Source organism: Streptomyces sp. NPDC018693 (genome assembly GCF_044391385.1).
Classification (GTDB): Bacteria; Actinomycetota; Actinomycetes; order Streptomycetales; family Streptomycetaceae; genus Streptomyces.
In genome coordinates, this window is record NZ_JBIRZZ010000012.1 from 110,146 (window position 1) to 134,625 (window position 24,480).

Below are 24,480 nucleotides of genomic sequence, written 5' to 3' on the forward strand. Positions count from 1 at the left end.
CACCGGGCCACCGGGCCACCGGGCCACCGGGCCACCGGGCCACCGGGCCACCGGGCCACCGGGCCACCGGGCCACCGGGCCACCGGGCCACCGGGCCGCCGGGGAAAACGCGTCGCGCCCCGGACGGGTTCCGGGGCGCGGGTGCTGAGCTCGGGGCCGCAGACCGTTCAGGTGGGTCTGCCGCTCGGGTGGCCCGGCGGGTCAGGAAGCCTGGCGTTCCGGACCGTGGTGGATCTCCACTCCGCCGGAGTCGCCGAACGTGAGTCGACACGTGTCAGCGCGGTACGTGGCGACGGACAGGGCGGCGGTACGGCCCTCGGCGACGAAGCGTGTGGTGACCACCAGGACGGGGGCGCCCGGCAGCCGGTCGAGTTCCTTGGCGTCGTCCGCCCGGGCCGAGCCCAGCTCCACCGAGCGGTCCTGTCCTTCCAGGCGCAGACGCTCCAGCTCCCGCAGCACCACGCGGGCGCGTGCGCTGCCTGACGGGGCGTCGATGGCGGTCAGGTCGGGTACCGAGGAGCCCGGGACGTAGAGCAGTTCGGCGGCGACGGGCTGGCCGTGCGAGACCCGGGAGCGGCGCACGGTGTGCACGGGCGCGCCCTGCCCGATGACCAGGGCGTCCGCGACGGCGGCGGGCGGGACCGTGAGCGTGCAGTCGACGGGCTGCCAGCCGTCGTCGGCCGCGCCCGGCCACGCCTGCCCGGCGGTGGCGACCGCGACGCCGACGCGCGGCGGGGCGACGGTGGTGCCGACGCCGCGGCGGCGCTGCAGCCGGCCCTCCAGTTCGAGCTGTTCCAGCGCCTGACGGAGTGTGGCCCGGGCGACGCCGAAGCGGGCGGCCAGGTCACGTTCGTTCGGCAGGATCTCGCCCACCGAGAACTCGGTGTCGAGTGCTTCGCTGAGCACGGTTTTGAGGTGCCAGTACTTCGGTTCCGGCACCGATTCCAGTTGCGTGGTCCCCACCCTGTCCTCCGCAATCGCCGTGGCCCGGCGGCGTTTTCGCGCCCTTGTTTATTAAAGGTTGTTGCACTTGTCTGCGACCATAGGGCGGCCCCCACCACTGGTCAATACCAATGTGCCGGGGGCCGGGAACCGGTACCGGAAGGGCCTAGAGAGCGAGAGCGCGCAGCTTGTCAGGGTTGCGGATGACGTACACGGACTGGACGCGGCCGTCCGCCACGTCCAGTTGGAGGACGCTGTCCGGCTTCCCCCCGGACAGGATGAGCGCGGCGATGCCACCGTTGAGTTCCAGCAAGCGCAACGACATGTCGGGGATGCCCTTTTCGGCCACGCCGCCGAGGAAGCGGCCGACCTTCTCGGCGCTCTCCAGGACCCGCAGCGGCGCCTTGGCCTTGCCGCCGCTGTCGCCGACGAGCCTGGCGTCCGGGGTGAGCAGCGCCATCAGGCCCTCCAGGTCGCCGTCGACCGCCGCGGCCAGGAACCGCTCGGTGAGTTCACGGCGCTCGGCGGGATCGACGTCGTAGCGCGGCCGCCGCTCGTCCACGTGCCGCCGGGCCCGCCCGGCCAGCTGCCGTACGGCGGGCTCGGTGCGGTCCAGCGCGGCGGCGATGTCGGCGTAGGGGTAGCCGAACGCCTCACGCAGCACGAACACCGCGCGCTCCAGCGGCGACAGTGACTCCAGGACGACGAGCACGGCGAGGGAGACGGTGTCGGCGAGCACGGCGCGTTCGGCGGTGTCGGGCACGGAGGCGAGGTCCGTGACGTACGGCTCGGGCAGCCACGGGCCGGTGTACGCCTCGTTGCGCTTCTTGATCCCGCGCAGCCGGTCGATGGCGAGGCGGGTGGTGACCTGGACGAGGTACGCGCGCGGCTCCCGTACGTCGGCGCGGTCCGCGCCGGACCAGCGCAGCCAGGCGTCCTGGACCACGTCCTCGGCGTCGGCGACCCGCCCGAGCATGCGGTAGGCGACGCCCATGAGGAGGGAACGGTGCTCTTCGAAGACGTCGGTCACGGTGTCTGCTCTCACCCCGCCATCCCAGCGGACCTGGCCCGGTGTGTCCAGGCGTTTCCAGGCGTCCACGCAGGGCGAGTTGGGGCCGGCAGGAGGCCCAGGGGCGAAGTCCGGACAAGGGGCTACCGGTGGGTAGCAACAGCTGACAAGCTGTCTCACGGCAGCCGCCGCCCGTCCCAGACGAGGAGCACCCCATGTCCGCCACCGTCTCCTTCAAGGTCCCCTCCGCGCACGGTCCGCAACCGGTGACCGTGTCGTACGCGCGCGTGGGCAGCGGCGAACCGCTGCTCCTGCTGCACGGCATCGGTCACCACCGGCAGGCGTGGGACCCGGTGGTGGACATCCTGGCCGCCGAGCGGGAGGTGATCGCCGTGGACCTGCCCGGGTTCGGCGCGTCCCCGTCCCTGCCGGGCCCGCTGGCCCACGACCTGTCCACGACGAGCGCGGTGCTCGGCGCCCTGTGCGAGGCGCTGGAGCTGGACCGGCCGCATGTGGCGGGCAACTCGCTGGGTGGGCTGCTGGCCCTGGAGCTGGGCCGGTCGCGGCTCGTACGGTCTGTCACGGCGCTGTCGCCCGCCGGGTTCTGGTCGCCGGCCGAGCGCCGCTACGCCTTCGGCGTGCTGCTTGCGATGCGGCGGATCTCCCGGCGGCTGCCGCTCCCGCTCGTCGAGCGCCTCGCCCGCTCGGCGGCCGGCCGAACGGCCCTGACGAGCACCATCTACGCCCGGCCCGCGCGCCGCGCGCCCGAGGCGGTGGTCGCCGAGACACTCGCCCTGGCGGGGGCCACCGGCTTCGACGCGACCCTGCGGGCGGGTACCACCGTACGGTTCACGGACCCCCTCGCGGACCTGCCGGTCACCGTCGCCTGGGGCGCCCGCGACATACTCCTGGTCCCCCGTCAGGGTGTCCGCGCCAAGCGGATCATCCCGCACGCCCGCCTCGTCCGCCTGCCGGGCTGCGGCCACGTCCCGATGAACGACGACCCGGCGCTGGTGGCGCGGGTGATCCTCGACGGGAGCCGGTGAGCCGTCCGTCACCTCGCGAACGGGCCGGGCCGACGTCCACGACGACCCACGCGCGCGGTGAACGGGCCGCGCCCCGCGGCTCTCGGCACGTCCCGGGCTCAGCGACGCCGCCCGCCCGACGGCACCGGCACGCGCGCGTCCCCTCGCACGAGGTCGGGTGGGGTGCGGCGCAGTGCCCCCGAGCCCAGGGCGACTCCCGCGCCCACCAGGGCGCTGCCCACCGCCTGGGCGGGGCCGTAGGAGCCCGTGTCGACGAGCGGGGCGGTGCAGGCGGCCGCGACGGGGATGAGGCCGGAGAAGAGGGTGGCGCGTTCCGCGCCGATGCGCTGCATGGCCATGTACCAGCACACGAAGCCGACGACGGTGACGACGACCGCCTGCCACAGCAGGGCGGCGGCCTCGACGGTGTCCGGCCGGCGCAGCCACCCGCCGCCGTCCAGCAGCAGCCCGGCCACAGCCGACTCGGCCGCCGCGATCCCGCACACCACGGCGGACAGCAGCCGCGGGCCCAGCGGCCGCAGCACCGGCACCGCGAGCACCGCGAACCCCACTTCACCGGCCAGCGCGCACCCGGACCAGACGAGGCCCATGGCGTCCGTACGGCCCCAGCCCTGCACGGTGAAGGCGCCGAGGGCGACCAGCGACGCCCCGTACAGGACGGTACGGCGGGGCCGGCGCCCCTCCAGGAGGGGCACGAGGACGGCCACCACGACCGGTGCGCAGCCGACCAGGACGCCGGGCACGGCCGGTTCGGCGGTGCGTTCGGCGGCGAGGACCGCGAGGTTGAAGCCGACCATGCCGACGGCGGCGAGCAGCGCCAGGCGCAGCCACTGACGCCGGGTGAGGGCGCGCAGACGGGCCTTGGCGCCGGCGCGGGCCAGCGGGATCAGGAGCAGACAGGCGAGTCCGTAGCGCAGGGCCTGGCCGCCCGCGTACGGGTAGGCGCCCAGGACGCTGTTGGCGGTGAAGGACGCGCCGACGAGGACGCAGGCGAGCGCGGCGAGAAGCGCCCCGCGCGAGGTGCTGGCGTTCATGAGGGTGACGCTAGGAGGCGGATCGGTCCGGTTTAAGGTCCACTTCCATGACGTCATCGCGGACCAATCCGGAGGAGCCCGCCGCGTCCACGGCGTGGGAGGTGCTGTTGCCGGCCGTCTCCGCGCGTCCACGCGCGCGTGGACGGGCGTTGCAGGCGGCGCTGCGGGAGGCGGTGCGGTCGGGACGGCTGGTACCGGGGACCCGGCTGCCGTCGAGCCGGGATCTCGCGGCCGACCTGGGTGTCTCACGCGGGCTGGTCACGGAGGCGTACGAGCAGCTGACGGCGGAGGGCTATCTGCGCAGCGGCCGGGGTGCCGGTACCTGGGTGGGCGGTGCCGTGCGGGCGGCCCGGCCCCGCGCGCGTGACCTCGCGCCCCGCTCCCCCGGCGCGCGCGCCGACTTCGTCCCCGGGACCCCGGACCTGTCGCTGTTCCCGCGCGCGGCCTGGGCCGCCGCGCAGCGTGCCGTGCTGGCGGAGCTGCCGCACCACGACCTCGGCTATCCCGACCCGCGCGGGCTGCCCCGGCTGCGCACCGCGCTGGCCGAACTCCTCGCCCGCCGCCGGGGCGTGGTCGCCGACCCCGAGCGGATCGTGGTCGTCTCCGGCGTGGCGCAGGCGACGACCCTGCTCGGGTGGGCGCTGCACGCGCGCGGGGTGCGCACCGTCGGGGTGGAGGACCCGGGCAGCCCGCAGCACAGCGACCTGTACGCGGCGGCCGGCGTCACCGCCGTACCCGTACCCCTGGACGACGAGGGACTGGCCCTGGGTGCGCTGGCGGCGTCGGGTGTACGGGCCGTGGTGGCGACGCCCGCCCACCAGTTCCCCACCGGCCTCGCGTACTCGGCGCGCCGGCGGACCCGGCTGCTGGAGTGGGCGCGGTCGGTGGACGGCTTCGTCCTGGAGGACGACTACGACGGGGACTTCCGCTACGACCGCGCGCCCGTGGGTGCCCTCCAGGGCCTGGATCCGGAGCGGGTGGCGTACGCCGGGTCGGTGAGCAAGTCGCTGGCGCCGGGGCTGCGGCTGGGCTGGCTGCTGGTGCCGGAGACGCTGGCGGAGGCGGTCGTCGAGCGCAAGCGGACCATGGACCTCGGTCATCCCGCCCTCGACCAGGCGCTGTTCGCGCACTTCCTGGAGCAGGGCGACTACGACCGTCAGCTGCGCCGGTGCCAGCGCGCGTACCGGGAGCGGCGCGATGTGCTCGTGGCGGCGCTGCGGGAGCACTTCCCCGGCTCCGAGATGACCGGGATCGCGGCCGGGCTGCATGTCATCGCCGCGCTGCCGGAACGGTACGGACCCGCGGAGGACTTCGCCGAACGGGCGGGGGCGGCGGGGGTGGCGGTGCGGACGCTGGCCGACTACGTGCACGCACGTACGGCGGAGACACCTGACGATTCCGGCCACGCGCGCGTGCGGCTCGTCCTGGGGTACGCGCATCTGTCCGCGTCCCGGATCCGGGACGGCGTACGCCTGATGGCGGAGGCCACGGCGCCCTGAGGCTGTCGTCGCCTCCTTCCTCGGGGTGAGTTGTTCACTCGTGGTTTCCGTGCGCGCTGCGGCGCCCCAGTAGTTGTGGCACTGCACATCGGTCACATCGGCCGGATCCCGTACCAGGAGGCCCCCTTATGTCCGATCGTCCGTTTCCGGGGCGCCGCAGCGTCCTGCGCGGCTCGCTGGCCGCGTCCGCGGCCCTGACCCTGCCCGTCGCCGCCGGCGCGGCGCCCGCCTTCGCCCGGTCCGGGCGGCCCGGGGCGGCGTGGGGCGTGCAGACCGGGGATGTGAGCGCGCACTCGGGGCTGGTGTGGGTGCGCTCCGACCGGCCGGCCCGGATGGTCGTCGAGACGTCGGCGACCGAGTCGTTCCGGGGCGCGCGGCGCTGGTACGGGCCGCTGCTCGGCCCGGACACGGACTTCACCGGTACCACCCGGCTGCACGGGCTGCCGGCGGGCGAGCAGATCCACTACCGGGTGGTGCTCGCCGACCCGGACGACCCGCGCCGCACCGGCGAGCCGGTCACCGGCACCTTCCGTACGGCGTCGGCGCGGCGGCGCGACGGGGTGCGGTTCGTGTGGTCCGGCGACCTGGCCGGGCAGGGCTGGGGCATCAACCCCGAGCTCGGCGGCTACCGGATCTACGACGCGATGGCCGCGCTGGACCCGGACTTCTTCCTGTGCAGCGGCGACACCGTCTATGCCGACGGTCCGATCTCACCGTCCGTCACCCTGCCCGACGGCCGCGTCTGGCGGAATGTCACCACCGAGGAGAAGTCGAAGGTCGCCGAGACCCTGGCCGAGTTCCGCGGCAACTTCCGCTACAACCTGCTCGACGAGAACCTCCGGCGGTTCAACGCCCAGGTCCCCTCGATCATCCAGTGGGACGACCACGAGGTGACCAACAACTGGTTCCCCGGGGAGATCCTCGGCGACGCCCGCTACACGGAGAAGAACGTCGACGTGCTGGCCGCGCGGGCCCGGCGGGCGTTCTCGGAGTACTTCCCGATCTCGACCCTGCGCCGCCCCGACGGCCGGGTGTACCGGGTGGTGCACCACGGGCCGCTGCTGGATGTGTTCGTGCTGGACATGCGCACCCACCGCAACGCCAACTCGCCGGGCGACCAGACCACCGACCCGCAGGGCATTCTCGGCGCCGAACAACTGGCGTGGCTCAAGCGGGAACTGGCCCGCTCGCGGGCGGTGTGGAAGGTGATCGCCGCCGACATGCCGCTGGGCCTGGTGGTGCCGGACGGCACGGACGGCCACGCGAACATCGAGGCCGTGGCGCAGGGCGACCCGGGTGCGCCGCTGGGGCGGGAGCTGCAGATCGCCGAGCTGCTGCGGTTCGTCAAGCACCGCCGGATCACCGGCACGGTGTGGCTGACCGCCGACGTCCACTACACCTCGGCGCAGCACTACCAGCCCTCCCGGGCGGCCTTCACCGACTTCGAGCCGTTCTGGGAGTTCGTGTCCGGGCCGCTCAACGCGGGCGGGTTCCCGGCGAACGCCCTGGACGGTACGTTCGGTCCGGAGCGGGTGTTCGTCAAGGCGCCGACGACCGCCAACGTCTCCCCCGCCGGCGGTCACCAGTTCTTCGGCGAGGTCGACATCGACGGTGACAGCGGCGAGCTGACGGTCCGTCTGCGTGAGCAGGACGGCACGGTGCTGTTCACCCAGGTGCTCCGGCCCGGGCTGGTGGGGCAGTAGGACCCGGGTCCCGTAGGCTCGGCGTGTGCCGCGCACCGGCGTCATCCCCCGGTGCGCGGTATTCCCCTTGTCCGGGCGGCCACTTGTTGCAAAGCAGACAAAACCATCTTTTACCCATCAGTCACAATGCGTTCGTGATCACGCAACACCCTTCCTTCACAGTGGTCGCATGAACAGTGCTCACGTGAACCGGAAGACGCCGACCAAGCTCGCCTCCCTCCTCACCGGGTTCCACACATGGCGGTCACGTCGCCACGGCCACGCACCGCCCGTGAGCGATACCGGCGACGGGCCGCCCGCGCTGCCCGAGGGAGTCCCCGGTGCGAGCACCCTGTGGCGGATGCGGACGACGGTGAAGGACGAGCCGGGCGCCCTGGCCGCCCTGTGCACGGCGCTCGCCGGGCAGCGCGTCGACATCCTCAGCCTCCAGACCCACCCGCTGGGCGCGGACACCGTCGACGAGTTCCTGCTGCGCGCCCCCGGCGACCTCCCCTGCGCCGAGATCAGCCGGGCCGTGGCAGGGGCGGGCGGCTCGGGCACCTGGATCGAGCGGGCCGACGCGCACGACCTGGTCGACGCGCCGACCCGGGTCCTCGGCCTCGCCACCCGCACCGCCCTGGACGCGGCGGAACTCCCCCTCGCGCTGCGGCAGTTGCTTGGCCGGTGCACGATCCGGTCCCTGCCGGCCGGTGCGCGGGGCACGGACGCCGTGCCCCTGGAGGGTGCGCTGGAGGAGACGGTGCTGCGCCTGCGGGCGCCGGACGGTGGAGCGATCACCGTGGAGCGGCCGTATCTGCCGTTCACCCCGACCGAGTTCGCGCGGGCGCGGGCCCTGGCCGAACTGGACGCCCGACTGGGCCCGCGGGTCCCTCGCGGCCAGGACGTGCTGACGCTGCCCGAGGGCAACGACATCGCCGTGCGGCGTGCTGACACCGGCGATCTGGAGGCCGCGAAGGCCATGCACGAGCGGTGCTCCTCGCGGACGCTGAGCATGCGGTACCACGGGCCGGTCGGGGACGCGGACCGGTATCTCAACCATCTGCTCAGCCCCCGCTTCGGGCGCACGCTGGCCGTGCAGAGCACCTCCGGCCGTATCGTCGGGCTCGGTCACCTCCTCTGGGACGGCGACGAGACGGAGGTCGCGTTGCTGGTCGAGGACCAGTGGCAGCGGCGCGGGGTCGGTGGGGAGTTGTTGCGCCGGCTGGTGGCGATGGCCGTCGAGGCGGGGTGCGAGAGCGTGTACGCGGTGACGCAGTCGTCCAACACCGGGATGGTGGCGGCGATGCGGGGGCTTGGGCTGCCGCTCGATTATCAGGTCGAGGAGGGGACGCTGGTGATCACGGCCCGGCTGGATGCCCCGCTGGTCATGCGTGCCGGTGAGTTGGGGAGGGCCGAAGCGCCGTAGGGGTTATGGGGGCGGATTGCGGGTGCGGGCTCGTGGTGGCTTGTCGCGCCCACGCGGCGGAGCCGCAGATTAATACAGCCCCGCGCCCCTTTCGATCGGCACACTCGCCCCTAGCGCGGAGTCCAGGTCGGTCCACAGATCATCCACGTCCTCCAGACCCACCGACATGCGGAGCAGCTTGTCGCTCACGCCGGCCCCCCGCCGGTCCTCCGCGTCCACGATGCGGTGGCTGATCGACGCCGGGTGCTGGATGAGCGTGTCGACGCTGCCCAGGCTGACCGCCGGGGTGATCAGCCGAACACCGGCGATGACCTCGTGTGGGTCGCCATGGACCTCGAAGGCGACCATCGCGCCGCCGATGCCCGGGTAGTGGACGCGGGCGATCCGCGGGTCGGCGGCGAGGCGGTGGGCGAGTTCGGCGGCGGTCGTCGAGGCCGCGCGGACTCGTACCGGAAGGGTGGAGAGGCCGCGGAGCAGGAGGTAGCCGGCGAGGGGGTGCAGGACTCCGCCGGTGGCGAAACGTATCTGTCTCAGCTGTCCGGCGAATTCCTCGTCACAGGCCACCACACCCGCGAGGACGTCACCGTGGCCGCCGAGGTACTTGGTGGCGCTGTGCAGGACCAGCCGGGCGCCCGACTCGGCGGGGCGCTGCAGGACCGGGGTGGCGAAGGTGTTGTCGACCAGGAGGGGCACGCTGCCGCAGGCGTGGGCGACGGCGCGCAGGTCGACCTCGGCGAGGGTGGGGTTGGCCGGTGACTCGACCATGACGAGGCCGGTGTCGGGGCGCAGGGCGTCGGCGATGCCGGCCGGGTCGGTCCAGGTCACCTCCGTGCCGAGGAGTCCGGCGGTGAGGAGGTGGTCGCTGCAGCCGTACAGGGGCCGTACGGCTACCACGTGCCGCAGGCCCGTGGCGGCGCGGGCGAGGAGGACCGCGCTGAGGGCGGCCATGCCGCTGGCGAGGGCGACCGCGCTCTCCGTGCCCTCCAGCCGGGCCAGCGCGGTCTCGAACCGGGCGACGGTGGGGTTGCCGAGCCGGCCGTAGACGGGCGGGCCGTCGGGGTCGGCGCCGGTGGTGGCGAAGGCGTCGATGCGGGCGGCCTCGGCGCGGCTGTCGTAGGAGGGGTAGGTGGTGGACAGGTCGATGGGCGGGGCGTGCAGGCCCTGGCGGGCCAGGTCGTCGCGTCCGGCGTGCACGGCCTCGGTGGCCAGTGCCCGGGGTGCACTCGATGCGGGGCGGCGTACGTCGTCGTACGCGGGCATGCTCGCGGTGTCCATGGGCGGAAGAGTGAACAGTGACCGGGGTCCGAGGGAGATTTCCCGTGCTACGTTCGGGCCATGGCCGAATCTGTCGTACTGGACCCGGTGGATCTACAGCTGCTGCGGCTGCTGCAGAACGACGCCCGGACGACGTACCGCGATCTCGCCGCGCAGGTGGGGGTCGCGCCGTCGACCTGTCTGGACCGGGTGACCCGGCTGCGGCGGTCGGGGGTGATCCTCGGGCATCAGCTGCGGCTGGATCCGGCCAAGCTCGGGCGCGGGTTGCAGGCGCTGCTGATGGTGCAGGTCCGGCCGCACCGGCGGGAGCTGGTGGGGCCGTTCGTGGAGCGGGTGCGGGCGCTGCCGGAGGCGCTGACGGTGTTCCATCTGACCGGTCCGGACGACTATCTGGTGCATGTGGCGGTCGCGGACATGGCGGATCTGCAGCGGCTGGTCCTCGACGAGTTCACGGCCCGGCGGGAGGTGGCGCGGGTCGAGACCCGGCTGATCTTCCAGCGCTGGGACTGCGGGCCGCTGCTGCCGCCTACGCCCTCAGCACAATCTCAGTGACGGGCGGCGCGTCCTCGTACGAGGATGGTGCGCATGTCACAGACCAACAGCCCGCTGCCCCGCGAGGTCGCCGACGCCTACGTCGACGAGCTCGTCGCCCTTGACCCGGTCACCGGCACCTACCTCGGAGTGAAGGAGAGCTCCAGCCGTCTGCCCGACCTCTCGCCGGCCGGTCAGGAGGCGCTCGCGCGACTGGCGCGGGACACCCTGGCCCGGCTCGACGAGGCGGAGCGCCGGCCCGGCGCGGAGCGTGACATCGAGCGCCGGTGCGCGCGTCTGCTGCGCGAACGGCTCACCGCCGAACTCGCGGTGCACGAGGCCGACGAGGGTCTGCGGACGGTCGGCAACCTGGGGACGCCGGCGCAGCAGGTGCGTGAGGTGTTCACCGTGACGCCGGCGCAGACCGAGGAGGACTGGGCGGCCATCGCGGAGCGGCTGCGCGCGGTGCCGGCCGCCCTGGCGGGGTACCGGGAGTCCCTTGCGCTCGGCCTGGAGCGCAAGCTGTACGCGGCGCCGCGGCCGACGGAGACCTTCGTCGGACAGCTCACCGAGTGGTCGGACACGGACGGCTCGGGGCGCGGCTGGTTCGAGGACTTCGCGTCCGCCGGTCCGGACGCGCTGCGCGGGGAGCTGGACGAGGCGGCCAGGGCTGCGACCGTGGCGGTCCTGGAGCTGCGGGACTGGATGCGCGACGTGTACGCGCCGGCGATCGAGGGCGCGCCGCAGACCGTGGGCCGCGAGCGGTACGCCCGGTTCGCCCGCTACTACAACGGCACGGATCTCGACCTGGACGAGGCGTACGCGTACGGCTGGGCCGAGTACCACCGGCTGCTCGGCGAGATGAAGAAGGAGGCCGAGAAGATCCTGCCGGGCGCCGCGACGCCGTGGGTGGCGCTGGCGCACCTCGACGCGCACGGGCGGCACATCGAGGGCGTCGACGAGGTCCGGGCGTGGCTCCAGGGCCTGATGGACGAGGCGATCGAGAAGCTCGACGGGACGCACTTCGAACTCGCCGAGCGGGTGCGGAAGGTGGAGTCGAGGATCGCGCCGCCCGGCAGCGCGGCGGCGCCCTACTACACGCCGCCGTCTGAGGACTTCTCACGGCCGGGCCGCACCTGGCTGCCGACGATGGGCGAGACCCGCTTCCCGGTCTACGACCTGACCTCGACCTGGTACCACGAGGGGGTGCCCGGCCATCACCTCCAGCTCGCGCAGTGGGTGCATGTCGCCGGGGACCTCTCCCGCTACCAGGCGTCGATCGGCATGGTCAGCGCCAACGCGGAGGGCTGGGCGCTGTACGCGGAGCGGCTGATGGACGAGCTGGGCTTCCTCAGGGACCCCGAGGAGCGGCTCGGCTATCTGGACGCGCAGATGATGCGGGCCGTGCGCGTCATCATCGACATCGGCATGCACCTGGGCCTCAAGATCCCGGCGGACTCCCCCTTCCACCCGGGCGAGCGCTGGACGCCCGAGCTGGCCGAGGAGTTCTTCGGCTCGCACAGCAGCCGCCCCGCGGACTTCGTCGTCAGCGAGCTGACCCGCTACCTGACCATCCCCGGCCAGGCCATCGGCTACAAGCTCGGCGAACGCGCCTGGCTCCTCGGCCGCGAGAAGGCCCGCGAGCGTCACGGCGACGCCTTCGACCTGAAGGCGTGGCACATGGCGGCCCTGTCACAGGGTTCGCTGGGCCTGGACGACCTGGTGGACGAGCTGGCCCGGCTCTGAGGGACCGTACGGGGCCGGGCCCCCGCGAAATTCGCTGTTCCTCCCGGCCCCGGTACGTCACTCTCCTGTCCCATGACCACGCCACGCACCCTCTTCCTGTCCCCGCGCGTCACCGCCACCGGCCACGCCCTCGCGGACGCGGCGCGGCGGCACGGGCTGCGTGTGGAGACGCTGCGGTAGTGGCGGGTGCCCGAGGAGTGGCGGCGGGGCGCGGGCGCCTGTCTGTACGCCGGTCCGCTGTGCGCGGACGCCGTCGCGCGGGAGCTGGGCGTCGGGCTGCTGGAGGCGCCGGAGGACTGGCTGGCCCGGCTGCCACGTGAACTGACCCTGCGGGAGGTCGAGTTCACCACGATCGAGCGGGCACGCAGGCTGCGCCGGCCCGCGTCCCTGAAGCCGCCCAACGACAAGAGCTTCCCCGCGCGCGTCTACCCCGACGGCAGCGGGCTGCCCGGGGCGGCCTCGACGTCGCTCCGCCGGCCGAGGACCCGCGCCACGCCGAGGTCCTGGCGTTCGGCGCACGGCTGGCCGGGACGGGGCTGCCGAGCGCGATCGTCGTGGACGTCGGGCTGGTCGAGGGCGCCGGGTGGGCGGTGGTGGAGGCCAACGCCGCCTGGGCCGGCGGTCATTACGCCTGCGACGCGGACGCGGCGCTGGAGGTGGTGCTGCGCGCGGCCCGTCCCGAGGGCGAGTTTCCGGAGGCTGACCGGGTGCTTCTGCGGCCGGTGCCCGAGGTGGTGCGCGGCTGACGTCAGCAGCCGCAGTCCGCCGCGTCCACCGGTGCCGTCAGCGGGTCGGCCGGCTTCTGGGCGCGGCCTTCCCAGGTCTCGTGGGCGAAGCCCTCGCGGACCCAGTACTCGAAGCCGCCCAGCATTTCCTTGACCTGGTAGCCGAGTTCGGCGAGGGCGAGGGCGGCGCGGGTGGCGCCGTTGCAGCCGGGGCCCCAGCAGTAGGTGACGACGGGGACCGACTTGTCGAGGAGGTGCTCGGCCTGGTCGCGGATGAGGGCGGTGGGTAGGTGGATCGCGCCGGGGAGGTGGCCCTGGTCCCAGGACGCGGTGGAGCGGGAGTCGAGGACGACGAAGCCGGGGTTGCCGTCGGCTGCGAGGGCGGCGGCCACGTCGGAGACGTCGGCGTGGAAGGCGAGGCTCGCCCGGAAGTGGGCGGCGGCCTCGGCCGGGGCGGCGGGGGCGGTGCGCAGGACGGGGTTCACGGAAGTCGTCATGGTGGGAAATCTACGGTCGCTGATCAGCTCCCTGAAGTGAGAATCCCCGGCACTCCTCTTGATCCTCCGGGGATTCCCCTGCTATTCCTCGGCCATGACCACGTATTCCCCGGACGCCACCGACTGGCGCATCCTCGACGTCCTGCAACGGGAGGGCCGGGCCAGCTACGCCGAGCTGGCGCGGGCCGTGTCGATGTCCGCGAGCGCCGTGACCGAGCGGGTGCGGCGGCTGGAGGAGGCCGGTGTCATCCAGGGGTACGCCGCCGTCGTGGACCCCGAGCGGCTCGGGCTGCCGATCCTGGCGTTCGTACGGCTGCGCTACCCGAACGGCAACTACAAGCCCTTCCACGACCTGGTCGCCGTCACGCCGGAGATCCTGGAGGCGCATCACGTCACGGGCGACGACTGCTTCGTGATCAAGGTCGCCGCCCGCTCGATGCGTCATCTGGAGGAGGTGTCGGGGAAGATCGGCACGCTGGGCTCGGTCACCACCAGCGTCGTCTACTCCTCGCCGCTGCCCCGGCGCCCGCTCGGCCGGTGACCGCGCCGGCGCACCACCGACCCGGATCTGCCCTTCACCACCTCCAGCTGGGCGTGGATGCGCCGCCGCAGGTCGGCGACGTGGCTGACGATGCCGACGCTGCGGTCGCGTTCGCGCAGCGAGTCGAGGACGTCGAGGACCTCGTCCAGTGTCTGGTCGTCGAGGCTGCCGAACCCCTCGTCGATGAAGAGCGTGTCCAGCCGCACTCCGCCCGCCTCGTCGGTGACGACATCGGCGAGGCCCAGTGCGAGGGCGAGTGACGCGAAGAAGGTCTCGCCGCCGGAGAGGGTGGCGGTGTCCCGCTCCCGACCGGTCCAGGCGTCGACGACGTGCAGGCCGAGGCCGCTGCGGCCGCGTCCGGTGCGGTCGTCGGAGTGGACGAGGGTGTAGCGGCCCGAGGACATGCGCTGCAGGCGGACGGACGCGGCGGCGGCCACCTGTTCCAGGCGGGCGGCCAGCACATACGACTCCAGGCGCATCCTGCGCCCGTTGTCGGCGGAGGTGCCCGCGGTGAGGCCGGCGAGGCGGGCCACCCGGCCGTACTCCTCCCGGAGCGGGGCCAGGCGTCGTGCGCCGTCGGCCGCGCGCGCGGACAGCCGGTCGAGCTCAGTACAGCGGCGGGCGACGGCGTCCTCGGCGGACGCGGCCCGGCGCAGCCGTTCGGCGGCGGCCTGCGCGGCCTCCTCGGCGGCGGCGACGTCGGCGGGCGGGCGCTGGGCGGCGGCCGCGGTGTCGGCCTCGGCGAGGACGGCCCGTACGGCGGCCTCCTCGGTCTGCCAGGCGTCCAGGCGGCGTTGCAGCTCGCGGTGGGCGGCGTCGTCGAGGAGGGCCTCGGCGGCGGCCCGCGGGGTGTCGAAGCCGGCCCGGAAAGCGGCCTCGTCGAGGCGTCCGTCGGCGGCCTTGAGGCGTTCGGCGCTCTCCTCGGCGGCGCGGGCGGCGTCGGCGGCGTCGGCGAGCAGCGCGGCCTGCCGCTCCAGCTGCGCGGCCCGCGCGGCGACGCTGTCCAGGGCGCCCCGGGCCTGTGCCAACTCCTCTTCGAGCGCGGCTCGTTCCCGGTCGAGCCGCTCTCGGTGACCGACTCGGGAGGCGATCCGGACCGACGCCTCACGCTGGACCGCGGTGCGGCGCTCGTGCTCCTGCTCGGCACGGCGCAGTTCCTCCTGCGCGGGGTGCAGCGCGGAGGCGTCCCGGCGGGCGCGCGCGTGCCGCTCCTCCAGGTCGGCCGCCTCGGCGGCGAGGCGGTCGGTCGGAGTGTCGCCCGCCTCGGTGGTGGCGGCGGCCAGGTCCGCCCGTACGACGCCCAGGCGTCGTTCGTCCTCGGCGTGCCGCTCCTCGGCCTGCTGGTAGGCGGCGAGGGCGGCTTCCTCGGCCTCGCGGTCGACGTGCCCGGCGACCTTGCGGGCGGGCGCGGGATGCTCGGTGGCGCCGCAGACGGCGCAGGGGGCTCCGTCGGCAAGGCCGGCGGCCAGTTCGGCGGCGATGCCGTCGAGGCGCTGTTCCTTGAGGTCGAGCCAGTGCGCGCGGGCGGTGACGGCCTGCTCGCCGGAGGTGAGGGCCCGACGCTGGGCGGCGTCGAGGTCGACGGTGAGCCGGTCGCGTTGTTCGGCGGCCTTCAGGCGGGCCTGCGCGGGCTCAAGCCGGACGGCCAGCCGCTCGGCCAGGGCCGCGGCCTCCTGGGCGGTGTCGATCCGGGCCTGGAGGCCGGCCCGGGTCGCCTTCCACCCGGCGAGCCAGCCCTCCGCGTCGGCCAGGTCCTCCGCGTCGGCGCGCTCCTGGCGGTCCAGGTCGGCGCGCTCGGTGGCGAGTCCGGTGAGCCGCTGCTCGGCGCGGCGGGCCGACTCCAGCCCGCCCAGCTCCTCGGCGGCCCGCCGGGCGGCGGCGGCGAGTCCGGCGGCTCCGGCCTCCGCGAACCGCTCGGGCAGCAGGGCACGCGCGCGGGCCTCCTTGTCGGCGGCCGTGCGGTGCTCGGCCTCGGCGGCGTCCCGCAGTTCCAGGGCGGGCGCCACCGCCTCCGCCTTGCGCGCCCGCTCCATCCGCTTCTGCGCCTCGCGGTGGGCGCCCGCCCGCTCCTGGAGCAGCGCGGCCCGCTCCCGCGCCTCGGCGAACCGCCGCTGCAGCCGCGCCACTTCGCGTACGTCGTCCAGGGTGCGCTCGGCGGCGGCCTGGGCGGACTCGGCGGCGAGGCGGCCGCAGTGGGCGATGGTGAGCTGCTCGCGGGCGGTGGAGCGGGCGACGGCGGCCGCGGTGAGGACGGCCTCGGCCAGGCCGGGCTCGCCCGGCGCCAGGTCGGGCAGCTCCATGGCGTCACCGGCGGCCTGCTGCATACGGGCCGCGTCGGTCAGCAGCTCGGCGTCGCCGTCCTTCACCTGCGCCTCGGTGGTGCGGCGGCGGTCGGCGAGGCACTTCTCGACGTCGGCGAAGCGCTGGGTGTCGAACAGGCGGCCGAGCAGTCGGCCGCGCGCCTCGGCGTCGGCGCGCAGGAAGCGCGCGAAGTCGCCCTGGGGCAGCAGTACCACCTGGCAGAACTGCTCGCGGCTCATCCCGCCGAGCAGCTGGGTGATCTCCTCGCCGATCTCCTGGTGGGAGCGGCTGAGGTCCTTCCAGACGCCGGCGGCGGGGTCGTACTCGCGCAGCCAGGACTGGGCCTTGTCGGTGGTGGTGCCGGTTCCGCGCTTCTTGGGGCGCTCCCAGGGCGGCTGCCGGGTGATCTCCAGGCGGCGGCCGGCGACGGTGAGGTCGAGGGTGACCTCGGTGCGGGTGCCGGGGGCGGCGTGGTCGCTGCGCAGGGTGAGGCCCTGGCCGTTCTGGCGGGCGCCCGGGACGGCGCCGTAGAGCGCGTAGCACACGGCGTCGAGGACGGAGGTCTTGCCGGCGCCCGTCGGGCCGTGCAGCAGGAACAGTCCGGCGGCGGACAGCTCGTCGAAGTCGACGGACAGGGAGCCGCCGAACGGCCCGAAGGCGGTGAGGTCGAGCCGGTGCAGCCTCACCGGGCCACCTCCCGCACGGCGTCGTCGGCGCGTACCGCGTCGAAGGCGTCCCGCAGGATGCCCTGTTCGTGCGGGTCGGGTCCGGCGCCGCGCACATGGGCGACGAAGTCCTCGGCGATCTGCTGGTCGTCGCGCCCGGCGAGGCGGCTCGCGTAGCTGGCGTCGGGGTCGTCCGGGGCGCGCTCGGGGGCGAAGACGAGGCTCAGGGTGTGCGGGAAGCGCTCGCTGAGGCGGGCCATGGGGTCGGCCGGGCGGACGGCGTCGGTGAGGGTCGCCTCGACCCAGGACTCCTCGTGCCGGGCGAGGCCCGGGTCGGCGAGCAGATCCTGAAGGGTGCCGCGCAGCCGGGCCAGCGGGCGCGGCACCGGGCAGTCGATCCGCTCGGCGGTGAGCGAGCCGTCGGCGGCGAGGTCGACCAGCCACATGCTCTTGCGGTGGTCGGCCTCCGAGAAGGAGTACGGCAGCGGGGAGCCGGAGTAGCGCACCCGGTCGGTGATGGTCTGGCAGCCGTGCAGATGGCCCAGCGCCACATAGTCGACGCCGTCGAAGACTCCGGCGGGCACGGCGGCCACCCCGCCGACCGTGATGTCCCGTTCGCTGTCGCTGGGCCGGCCGCCGGTGACGAAGGCGTGGGCGAGGACGACGGACCGGGTGCCGGACGCGCGCGTGGCGAGGTCGGCGCGGACCCGCTCCATGGCGGCGGCGAGCACCGCCTCATGGCCTGCCTTCTCGACGCCGAACTCGTCGCGCACCAGGGCGGGTTCGAGGTAGGGCAGGCCGTAGAAGGCGACCTCGCCGTGCTCGTCGGACAGGAGGACCGGGGTGCCCGCGGCGGACGGCTCGGTGCGCAGATGGATGCCCGCGCGGTCGATCAGCCCGGCGCCGACGCCGAGGCGGCGCGCCGAGTCGTGGTTCCCGGAGATCATCACCGTCGGCACGCCCAGCGCGGCGAGGCGGTGCAGGGCGTCGTCGAACAGTTCGACCGCGGCGAGCGGCGGGACCGCGCGGTCGTACACGTCTCCCGACACGGCCACCGCGTCGACCTGGCGCTCGCGCGCGGTCGCGACGAGGTGGCCTATGAACTCGGCCTGCGCCGCGAGCATGTTGACCCGGTGGAACGAGCGGCCGAGATGCCAGTCGGACGTGTGCAGCAATTTCATGAAATCGCCCCGACGTCCACATTCACCCCTACTGCGCCTCTGCAACCAGCACGAACCGGCACGGAACTCGCCGTCAACACCCGCCACGCTAACGCATGCCGTCCCCTGATCCACCCCTCACCTCGTGTCCGGCTCAGCCGCCGAGGGCTTCCGCGAGTGCGGCGCGCTTGCGCGGCAGGTCGTGTTCGGCGCCGCCCTCGTGGCCGTTGTACGGGAACACCTCGATGGAGGCGGCACCCGCGTAGCGGTGGTACGCGGCGAACACGGTCGACGACGGGCAGACCTTGTCCATCAGGCCCACCGAGAACCAGGCCGGGCAGGTGGCGCGGGCCGCGAAGTTGACGCCGTCGAAGTACGACAGGGTCTGCATCGCCCGCTCGACGGCGAAGCGGTGCCCCGAGAGCCAGCGGGCGATCTCCGCGTACGGCCCGGCGTCGGTGATCTGCGAGGCACGCCGGTAGTGGCACAGGAACGGGACGTCCGCCACGGCCGCCGCCACGTCGTCCCGCAGTCCGGCGACGGCCAGGGCCAGGCCGCCGCCCTGGCTGCCGCCGAGCACCGCGATGCGGGCGGGGTCGATGTCGGGGTGGGCCCTGACCGCGTCGACCGCGCGTACCGCGTCCGTGATCAGGCGCCGGTAGTAGTGGCGGCACGGGTCCTCGATGCCCCGGGTGAGGAAGCCGGGCGAGGACGAGCCGTGGCCGTCGGGCGCGATGTCGGGTGTGTCGGCGGTGTTCTTGCCGCCGCCGCCCTGGCCGCGGTTGTCCATCACCAGGTGCGCGTAGCCGAGCGCGCTCCAGGTCAGCCAGGAGTACGGGACGCCGCGTCCGCCGTTGTAGCCGATGTACTGCACGACGGCGGGCAGGGGGCGGGTGCGGCCCCGGGGCAGCAGCAGCCACGCCTTCACCGGCTGACCACCCCAGCCGTTGAACGTCACGTCGAGCACGTCGACCGTGACCAGTCCCGTGTCGTAGGGGACGAGCTCCGCGTCCAGCGGGTGTCGGGCGGCGGCGTCGAGGGTCTTCTCCCAGAACGCGTCGAAGTCGCCGGGCTCCTCCGGCTCCGGCCGGTACTCCCGCAGGCGTTCCAGCGGCATGTCGAACAGCAAGGTCAGCTCCTGGTGAGGGTGAGGGTGAGGGTGGCGCCGTGCAGGCCGGCGGTGTCGGCGGTGATACGGGTGCCGCCGGGGATGCGTCCGGCCCGCGCCCCGGTGTCGGCGGTGAGGGTCCTCAGCCCCGGCATGTCGAGGTCGAGGACCACGCGCTCACGCAGCTGGGTCGGGTCGGACAGGGCGACGGTCACGAGCCTGCCCTCGGGCCGTACGAGCACCGAGGCCGGTCCGTCGCAGGCGAGTTCCTGGGCCCGGCCCGCTGTCCAGAAGTTGGCGGCGAGCAGACCGTCGGAGCAGCGCCGCACCGCGTGCACGGACGTCGAGTCGGCGACGAGCCGCAGCGGTGGGGCCTCGGACCACGACCGGGTGCGCGCGGCGGAGGCGGCGGGGGCCTGGAGCCAGTAGTAGCCGCCGCCCTCCGGTGCCGGGCCGTGGTCGTGCCACAGCGTGAGATAGGGGCGGGTGACGGGGGCGTCGGTGCCGTACTTGAGGTTGATCTCGCGCCAGGTCGCGGTGCGCTCCTCGCGCAGGGCACGGACGCGCGCGGGCCGGGGAAAGACGTAGCCGCCGGTGCCGTCGAGGTGCAGCCAGCGCACCTTGTCGAGCGTCGCCGACCAGCCCGGCCCGTCGGGGGCGGGGGATCCGTCGACGAGGAGGGTGGCGCCGGGGTCACGCAGTTTGCGGTTCTCCACGATCGTCTCGGCGGTGCCCGCGTCGGCGCTGATGCCGGAGCCGACGCAGGCGATCACGTCGTCCAGGCAGAACCAGCTCTTCAGCGCGCGCAGTGAACTGCCGTACGCCCGCAGGTCCATGCCGTACGCGCCGAGCGTCGTCCCGGGCAGTGCGGTGCCGCCCGCCCAGTCGGCGGTGCTGGTGGTGCGGTGACCTGCCGCGTCGGCCGGACGGCCCGTCATCACCGTGGTGCCGGGCAGCCGCTTCGGGTCGACGGTCGGCCAGTAGTCCTCGCTGTAGTGGCCGAGGTCGTCGGTGTACAGCAGCAGCATTCCGTCGGACAGGTGCCAGCCGTGCAGGTTCTCGTTCTGGATCGACTCGTAGTTGTAGACGCGGGTGGAGTACGCGGAGATGCCGAGGGCGAAGGAGGGCCGGTGGTGGACGGCCTTGTCCATCCGCGGGTACTGCCGGTGGCCCACCAGCCGGCCGCGCGCGGGGACCGGCGAGGCGAGCACCTTGCGCGCGGCGGTGAGCGAGGCGAGGTCGGTGACGGCGAGGAAGTCGCGGTAGGTGTCCTCGGTGATCCACTGTTTGACGAGTGCGGTGAACTCGTCGGCCGTCTCCCCGGGGAAGCCGGGGATCAGCCGCAGCACGGCCTCGATGACGGTCTGTGCGGGGGCGTGGCCCTGCTTGCTGGGCCGGGCGATCTCCCGGCCGCACACGGAGGCCATCACATCGCCACGGGCGATCAGCGGGTCGAAGGCGTCGGTCACCCAGCGGCGGACGTTGTCGAGGTCGGGGTCGGTGACCGTCCACGGCGTGCCGGCCAGCAGCCGTAGCAGCCGGGACAGGTTGTTCAGCAGTTCCTTGCCGTAGCCGCCGTTGTACGGGTGCTTGTAGTGCTGGAGGAACGATCCGTCGGAGTAGAAGCCCTCACCGGTGCCCACGGCGCGGTCGTTGAACGCCAGCACGCTGTTGGCGCCGCCGCCCTCCGTGTCCGACAGGGCGTCGCGCACCGCGGCCAGGAAGCCCAGGTCGTCCCGCAGGATCGCGTTGACGGCGACGACGGTGCCGATCCACACGCGGTTGGCTCCGGTGACGATCTGCCGGTCCGCGCGCCACCGGTTGGGGTCGGGGGTGTAGTGCCGTACTGCCGTGTTGATCCGGTCGATGCGGTCCGCGCCGAGCACGTCGTACATCAGGACGGTGGTGTCGTTGAGCGCCAGTGCCGCGCCGATCTCCCAGTCGTAGTCGTTGTCGTAGCGGCGGTGGGCGGGGCCGTAGCGGTTGTCCAGCATCCAGTCGAGGGCGGCGAGGAGCAGGTCCGCGGTCGTCGTGTCCCCGTACTGGGGTGTGCCGGGTACGGCCCAGGCGGTGGCGATCGTGGCGATGCGCCGGAAGGGGCTGGAGACGTGGTTGGACAGGGCGGGGTTGCTGAGGTCGGGCCACAGACCGTCGGTCCTGGTGGGGTCGAGGCCGGTCGCGGCGGTGGTCGCGGCGCGGCCGACCCGGTCGACGGCGGCCGCGATCAGGGGATCGTCGGGGTCGAGCCCCGGGCCCCCGGTGAGGAGTTCGTGCCAGCGGGCGCGCAGTGCCGAGGCGTCACCGGCCTCGGCCGCGTGGGCCGGTGCGCCGGAGGCGAGGGCGGGCAGCGCGGCGGCCGTTCCCAGGGCCGCGGCGCCGAGGAGGGCGCTGCGTCTGGTCGTTCCGGATGAGGAGGTGTTCTGTGTCATGGCGCGGACCTCAGTGAAGGAGTCGGGGGTCGACCGCCGCCGCGAGTGCGGCGTGCCCGGCGGAGTTGGGGTGCAGACCGTCGCCGTGGTCGTAGTCGGGGAGCAGCCGGGACGGGCGTTCCGGGTCGCGCAGGGCGGCGTCGAAGTCGGCGAGGGCGTCGAAGAGCCGCCCGCCGCGCAGTACGTGGTTGATCTCCTGCCTGACCACGTCGAGTTCGGGGGTCCAGCGGAGCCAGCCCTCGAACGGGGTGATGGTGCCGCCGATGACGCGCAGTCCGGCGTCGTGGGCGCGCAGGACGAGCTGCCGGTAGCCGGCGAGGATCCGGGTGGGCTCGGTCTGACTGGGAGGCTGCTGCAGGTCGTTGACGCCCAGGTGGACGAGGAGCGTACGCAGCCCTGGCAGGGCCAGCACGTCGCGGTCGAAGCGGGCCTGGCCGCCGGGGCCGAACCGGGCGTCGTTCAGCAGCAGCCGGTTGCCGCTGATGCCCAGGTTGGCGACGGTCGCGCCGCGCAGCCGGTCCGCGAGCTGGTCGGGCCAGCGGAGGTTGGCGTTGTCGGGGGTGCCGACTCCCTCGGCGATGGAGTCGCCGAGGACGGCCACGGTGGGGCCGGTCGGTTCGGCGACATCCACTCCGGTGAGCAGGAAGACCGAGTTGGTGCGGGTCTGGAACGAGCCGCCGCCGGGGTCGGAGACGTAGTGCGTGGCGTGGGTGTTGCGGTGGAAGGACAACGGGCCGGTGGGGCCCGGGAGACGGGTGTCCACGGTGAGGTCCGTGCCGTCGGCCTTGCGCAGTCCGCGTATCGGATCGCTGGTGAGGGTCGCGCCCGCGGCCAGCCACGCCTGTGCCGCGCCGCCGAAGGTCACCCGGTGGCCGTCCGCCGTCACCGGCCCGACCAGTACGGGCTGGGTACCGAAGGCGTGGCCGTAGCGCAGTCTGGGGCGCCCGCCGGCCGACAGCCGTACGACGGCACGGTGGGTCACATCGGTGAAGCCCTCGGACGCCAGGAAGTCGGCGGCGGTCGGCGCGGTCTGTGCCGTGGCCCAGGAGGTGGCCCAGGCGGGGGCGGGCGGCGTCGCCTGTGCCGCCTGGGCGGTCGGGGCGGCCTGGGCGGCGACCGCCAGTCCGGCTGCCGCGGTGAGGATCCCGCGCCGTGCGACGGGTCTGCCGGGCCTCACGAGCACGACCCGGTCGGGTCGTAGAGGTGGCCGTGGGTGCCCACGGAGTCGCCGCCGGTGTTGCCGCTCATGGTGTTGCCGCACACCTGGCCCTGCGGGGTGGTCATGATCTTGATGCCGCCCTTGGCGTTGCCGGTGATGGTGTTGCCGTACACGTTGTTGTGCAGGCCCTCTTCGGGGGTGACTCCGCCGAGCCGGACGCCGGCGCCGAGGTTGTCGTGGACGGTGTTGTAGCGGAAGGTGTTGCCGCTGCCGCGTGCGTCGAGGCCGCCGGAGCTGGTGTCACGCTGGCCGGTGCAGTCGTTGTGCTCGACGAGATTGGCGGTCGAGTTCTCCTTGATGTCGACGCACTCGTTGCCCTGCGTGTCGATGACGTTGTGGTGGATACGGTTGTCGCGGCTGACGTCCGGGGCGGCGTCCGGTGCGCCGTTCATCCCCTGCTGGCCCGGGTCGGTGCCGAGGTAGATGCCTTCGCCGTTCTTGCCTCCGGCGCCGAAGCGGAAGTCGTCCACACCGCAGTCACGGATGGTGTTGCCGTACACCTCGGCGCGGGTGACCAGGTAGCGCAGCCGGACGCACTCGTCCAGGGCGTTCTGGATCGTCATGTTGCTGATGCGCAGCCTGTCGACTCCGTCGCCGGGAGTGGTGCTCATGGCGTAGATCAGTTTGGCGCGGTACCCGCCGGGGCCGTCCGGCGCGCCGTGCAGTCCGTCCACCGTGAATCCGTCGAGCACCGTCCTGTCGTGCTGCACCTGGATGACCCGGATCTGTCCGGCGCCCTTGACCACGGCGGACGACGGGCCGGTGACCGTGACGCCCGGCCGCCGGGTGGTGAAGTCCTGGTGGTAGGTGCCCGGTGCGAGTCTGACCACCGCGCCGGACGGGGCGAGGTCCAGGGCCCGCTGGACCGTGGCCAGCGGTGCGTCGGGAGAGGTGCCGCGGTTGGTGTCGCTGCCGGACGGGCTGACGTAGTACGCGGATGCGGCCGCCGCGGGCGACGGGAGGGCCAGCGGCAGCGCGCAGGCGAGCAGCGCCGAGGTCAGCGCGGTGCGGGTGATGGGTCTCATGACGGGTTCCTCCGGGGATCGGCGAAGGACAGGGCGAGCAGGACGGGAAGGCTCGGGCCCAGCAGCAGCGGGCCGAGCGGAACGACGAGGGACAGCACCGCGGCGGAGATCGCGGCCCCCAGCAGGGCGGTTCCGCGGGCGGGTGAACCGAAGCCGAGGGCGAACGCGTCCCGCGCCCAGTCGGAGACCGGGGCGCCGGGCGCCAGCGCGGCCTGCGCGGCCAGCGCCACGCAGAGGACGGTCGACGCGGCGGCGATCCCCGTCTGGGCGGCGAGGAGTGCGAAGGCGACCGGGTCCGGACGGCCGAACAGGACAAGCACGTTGGCCGCGAGGACGGCCAGGGCCGCGGTCGCCGCCAGGCCCTGCCGCCACAGGGCGCGCCAGTAGTGGGGGAAGGCGGCGAAGGTGCCCGTGAAGCACCTGCCGTCGCCCTCCGCCCGCCACCGCTGCAGCGCCCGCGCCATGGCCGCGAGCGCCGGCAGCCAGGTCACCACTCCCAGGGCGAGCAGCGTGAACGCGGCCCCGGCGGCGGCCGGGTAGGCGACATGCTCAAGCCGCCGGAGCAGCAGTGACCAGCCGCCGGAGGGCACGGACGGGGCAGACACGGCAGTGATCCGCAT

The 24,480-nt window shown here is 73.9% G+C and carries 20 protein-coding genes; 8 read left to right on the forward strand and 12 right to left on the reverse strand.

The window, feature by feature from the left end:
* Nucleotides 1-201 precede the first annotated feature (201 nt).
* Together ACH5AC_RS27940 and ACH5AC_RS27945 are read right to left on the reverse strand one after the other, a co-directional pair.
* Entirely contained in the window at nt 202-963 is a 762-nt protein-coding gene (locus tag ACH5AC_RS27940; RefSeq protein WP_398864939.1) for a GntR family transcriptional regulator, read from the reverse strand.
* A 145-nt stretch (nt 964-1,108) separates the two neighbouring features.
* Nucleotides 1,109-1,987 (reverse strand): RNA polymerase sigma-70 factor, encoded by an 879-nt coding sequence (locus ACH5AC_RS27945; protein ID WP_398864940.1) that lies wholly within the window; start codon nt 1,985-1,987, stop codon nt 1,109-1,111.
* 179 nt (nt 1,988-2,166) lie between these two features.
* Between ACH5AC_RS27945 and ACH5AC_RS27950 the strand changes: the two genes are divergently transcribed.
* Nucleotides 2,167-2,997: an alpha/beta fold hydrolase gene (locus ACH5AC_RS27950; RefSeq protein ID WP_398864941.1), complete on the forward strand. Its 831-nt coding sequence runs from the start codon at nt 2,167-2,169 to the stop codon at nt 2,995-2,997.
* A gap of 98 nt (nt 2,998-3,095) precedes the next feature.
* On the opposite strand, the gene ACH5AC_RS27955 is transcribed toward ACH5AC_RS27950, so the two are convergent.
* Nucleotides 3,096-4,031 carry a DMT family transporter gene (locus tag ACH5AC_RS27955; protein ID WP_398864942.1) on the reverse strand — a complete coding sequence of 312 codons (936 nt, stop codon included), beginning with the start codon at nt 4,029-4,031 and terminating at the stop codon, nt 3,096-3,098.
* Between the two features lie 47 nt (nt 4,032-4,078).
* Between ACH5AC_RS27955 and ACH5AC_RS27960 the strand changes: the two genes are divergently transcribed.
* The 3 genes from ACH5AC_RS27960 to ACH5AC_RS27970 all read left to right on the forward strand — a co-directional run bounded on the left by ACH5AC_RS27960 (nt 4,079) and on the right by ACH5AC_RS27970 (nt 8,638).
* A complete protein-coding gene (locus ACH5AC_RS27960) occupies nt 4,079-5,530 on the forward strand; it encodes a PLP-dependent aminotransferase family protein (protein WP_398864943.1) in 1,452 nt (483 codons plus the stop codon).
* A gap of 128 nt (nt 5,531-5,658) precedes the next feature.
* On the forward strand, nt 5,659-7,233 hold the full coding sequence (locus ACH5AC_RS27965; protein ID WP_398864944.1) for an alkaline phosphatase D family protein: 1,575 nt from the start codon (nt 5,659-5,661) through the stop codon (nt 7,231-7,233).
* A gap of 169 nt (nt 7,234-7,402) precedes the next feature.
* The gene (locus ACH5AC_RS27970; RefSeq protein WP_398864945.1) at nt 7,403-8,638 is read left to right on the forward strand and encodes a GNAT family N-acetyltransferase; all 1,236 of its coding nucleotides are present in this window, start codon (nt 7,403-7,405) and stop codon (nt 8,636-8,638) included.
* Between the two features lie 69 nt (nt 8,639-8,707).
* Here ACH5AC_RS27970 and ACH5AC_RS27975 read toward each other — a convergent pair whose 3' ends face one another.
* Complete coding sequence (locus ACH5AC_RS27975; RefSeq protein WP_398864946.1) at nt 8,708-9,913, reverse strand: trans-sulfuration enzyme family protein; 1,206 nt, start codon at nt 9,911-9,913, stop codon at nt 8,708-8,710.
* 60 nt (nt 9,914-9,973) lie between these two features.
* Here ACH5AC_RS27975 and ACH5AC_RS27980 point away from each other — a divergent pair, with 60 nt between their 5' ends.
* From ACH5AC_RS27980 to ACH5AC_RS27990, 3 genes are all read left to right on the forward strand, one after another.
* Nucleotides 9,974-10,465: an Lrp/AsnC family transcriptional regulator gene (locus ACH5AC_RS27980; protein WP_398864947.1), complete on the forward strand. Its 492-nt coding sequence runs from the start codon at nt 9,974-9,976 to the stop codon at nt 10,463-10,465.
* Nucleotides 10,466-10,498: 33 nt separating this feature from the next.
* Nucleotides 10,499-12,190: a DUF885 domain-containing protein gene (locus ACH5AC_RS27985; protein ID WP_398864948.1), complete on the forward strand. Its 1,692-nt coding sequence runs from the start codon at nt 10,499-10,501 to the stop codon at nt 12,188-12,190.
* A 548-nt stretch (nt 12,191-12,738) separates the two neighbouring features.
* Complete coding sequence (locus ACH5AC_RS27990; protein WP_398865049.1) at nt 12,739-12,936, forward strand: hypothetical protein; 198 nt, start codon at nt 12,739-12,741, stop codon at nt 12,934-12,936.
* A 2-nt stretch (nt 12,937-12,938) separates the two neighbouring features.
* Here the strand turns inward: ACH5AC_RS27990 and ACH5AC_RS27995 are convergent, their stop codons facing one another.
* Nucleotides 12,939-13,412 (reverse strand): rhodanese-like domain-containing protein, encoded by a 474-nt coding sequence (locus tag ACH5AC_RS27995; RefSeq protein ID WP_398864949.1) that lies wholly within the window; start codon nt 13,410-13,412, stop codon nt 12,939-12,941.
* A gap of 94 nt (nt 13,413-13,506) precedes the next feature.
* On the opposite strand from ACH5AC_RS27995, the gene ACH5AC_RS28000 reads away from it, so the two are divergent.
* A complete protein-coding gene (locus ACH5AC_RS28000) occupies nt 13,507-13,953 on the forward strand; it encodes an Lrp/AsnC family transcriptional regulator (RefSeq protein WP_398864950.1) in 447 nt (148 codons plus the stop codon).
* On the opposite strand, the gene ACH5AC_RS28005 is transcribed toward ACH5AC_RS28000, so the two are convergent.
* The 7 genes from ACH5AC_RS28005 to ACH5AC_RS28035 form a co-directional block, all read right to left on the reverse strand.
* Complete coding sequence (locus ACH5AC_RS28005) at nt 13,914-16,940, reverse strand: AAA family ATPase (RefSeq protein WP_398864951.1); 3,027 nt, start codon at nt 16,938-16,940, stop codon at nt 13,914-13,916. The two genes, ACH5AC_RS28000 and ACH5AC_RS28005, sit on opposite strands and share 40 nt — an antisense overlap.
* A complete protein-coding gene (locus ACH5AC_RS28010) occupies nt 16,937-18,100 on the reverse strand; it encodes an exonuclease SbcCD subunit D (RefSeq protein ID WP_398864952.1) in 1,164 nt (387 codons plus the stop codon). Before ACH5AC_RS28010 ends, ACH5AC_RS28005 begins: the two co-directional genes overlap by 4 nt.
* 133 nt (nt 18,101-18,233) lie before the next feature.
* Nucleotides 18,234-19,208, reverse strand: a complete 975-nt coding sequence (locus tag ACH5AC_RS28015; RefSeq protein WP_398864953.1) for an acetylxylan esterase — start codon at nt 19,206-19,208, stop codon at nt 18,234-18,236.
* A gap of 2 nt (nt 19,209-19,210) precedes the next feature.
* Entirely contained in the window at nt 19,211-21,616 is a 2,406-nt protein-coding gene (locus ACH5AC_RS28020; protein ID WP_398864954.1) for a polysaccharide lyase 8 family protein, read from the reverse strand.
* Nucleotides 21,617-21,626: 10 nt separating this feature from the next.
* Complete coding sequence (locus ACH5AC_RS28025; RefSeq protein WP_398864955.1) at nt 21,627-22,793, reverse strand: GDSL-type esterase/lipase family protein; 1,167 nt, start codon at nt 22,791-22,793, stop codon at nt 21,627-21,629.
* Nucleotides 22,790-23,860, reverse strand: a complete 1,071-nt coding sequence (locus tag ACH5AC_RS28030) for a nitrous oxide reductase family maturation protein NosD (protein ID WP_398864956.1) — start codon at nt 23,858-23,860, stop codon at nt 22,790-22,792. The genes ACH5AC_RS28025 and ACH5AC_RS28030 overlap by 4 nt, the downstream gene beginning before the upstream one ends.
* Nucleotides 23,857-24,480, reverse strand: coding sequence for a DUF624 domain-containing protein (locus tag ACH5AC_RS28035; RefSeq protein WP_398864957.1), 624 nt, complete (start codon nt 24,478-24,480; stop codon nt 23,857-23,859). Before ACH5AC_RS28035 ends, ACH5AC_RS28030 begins: the two co-directional genes overlap by 4 nt.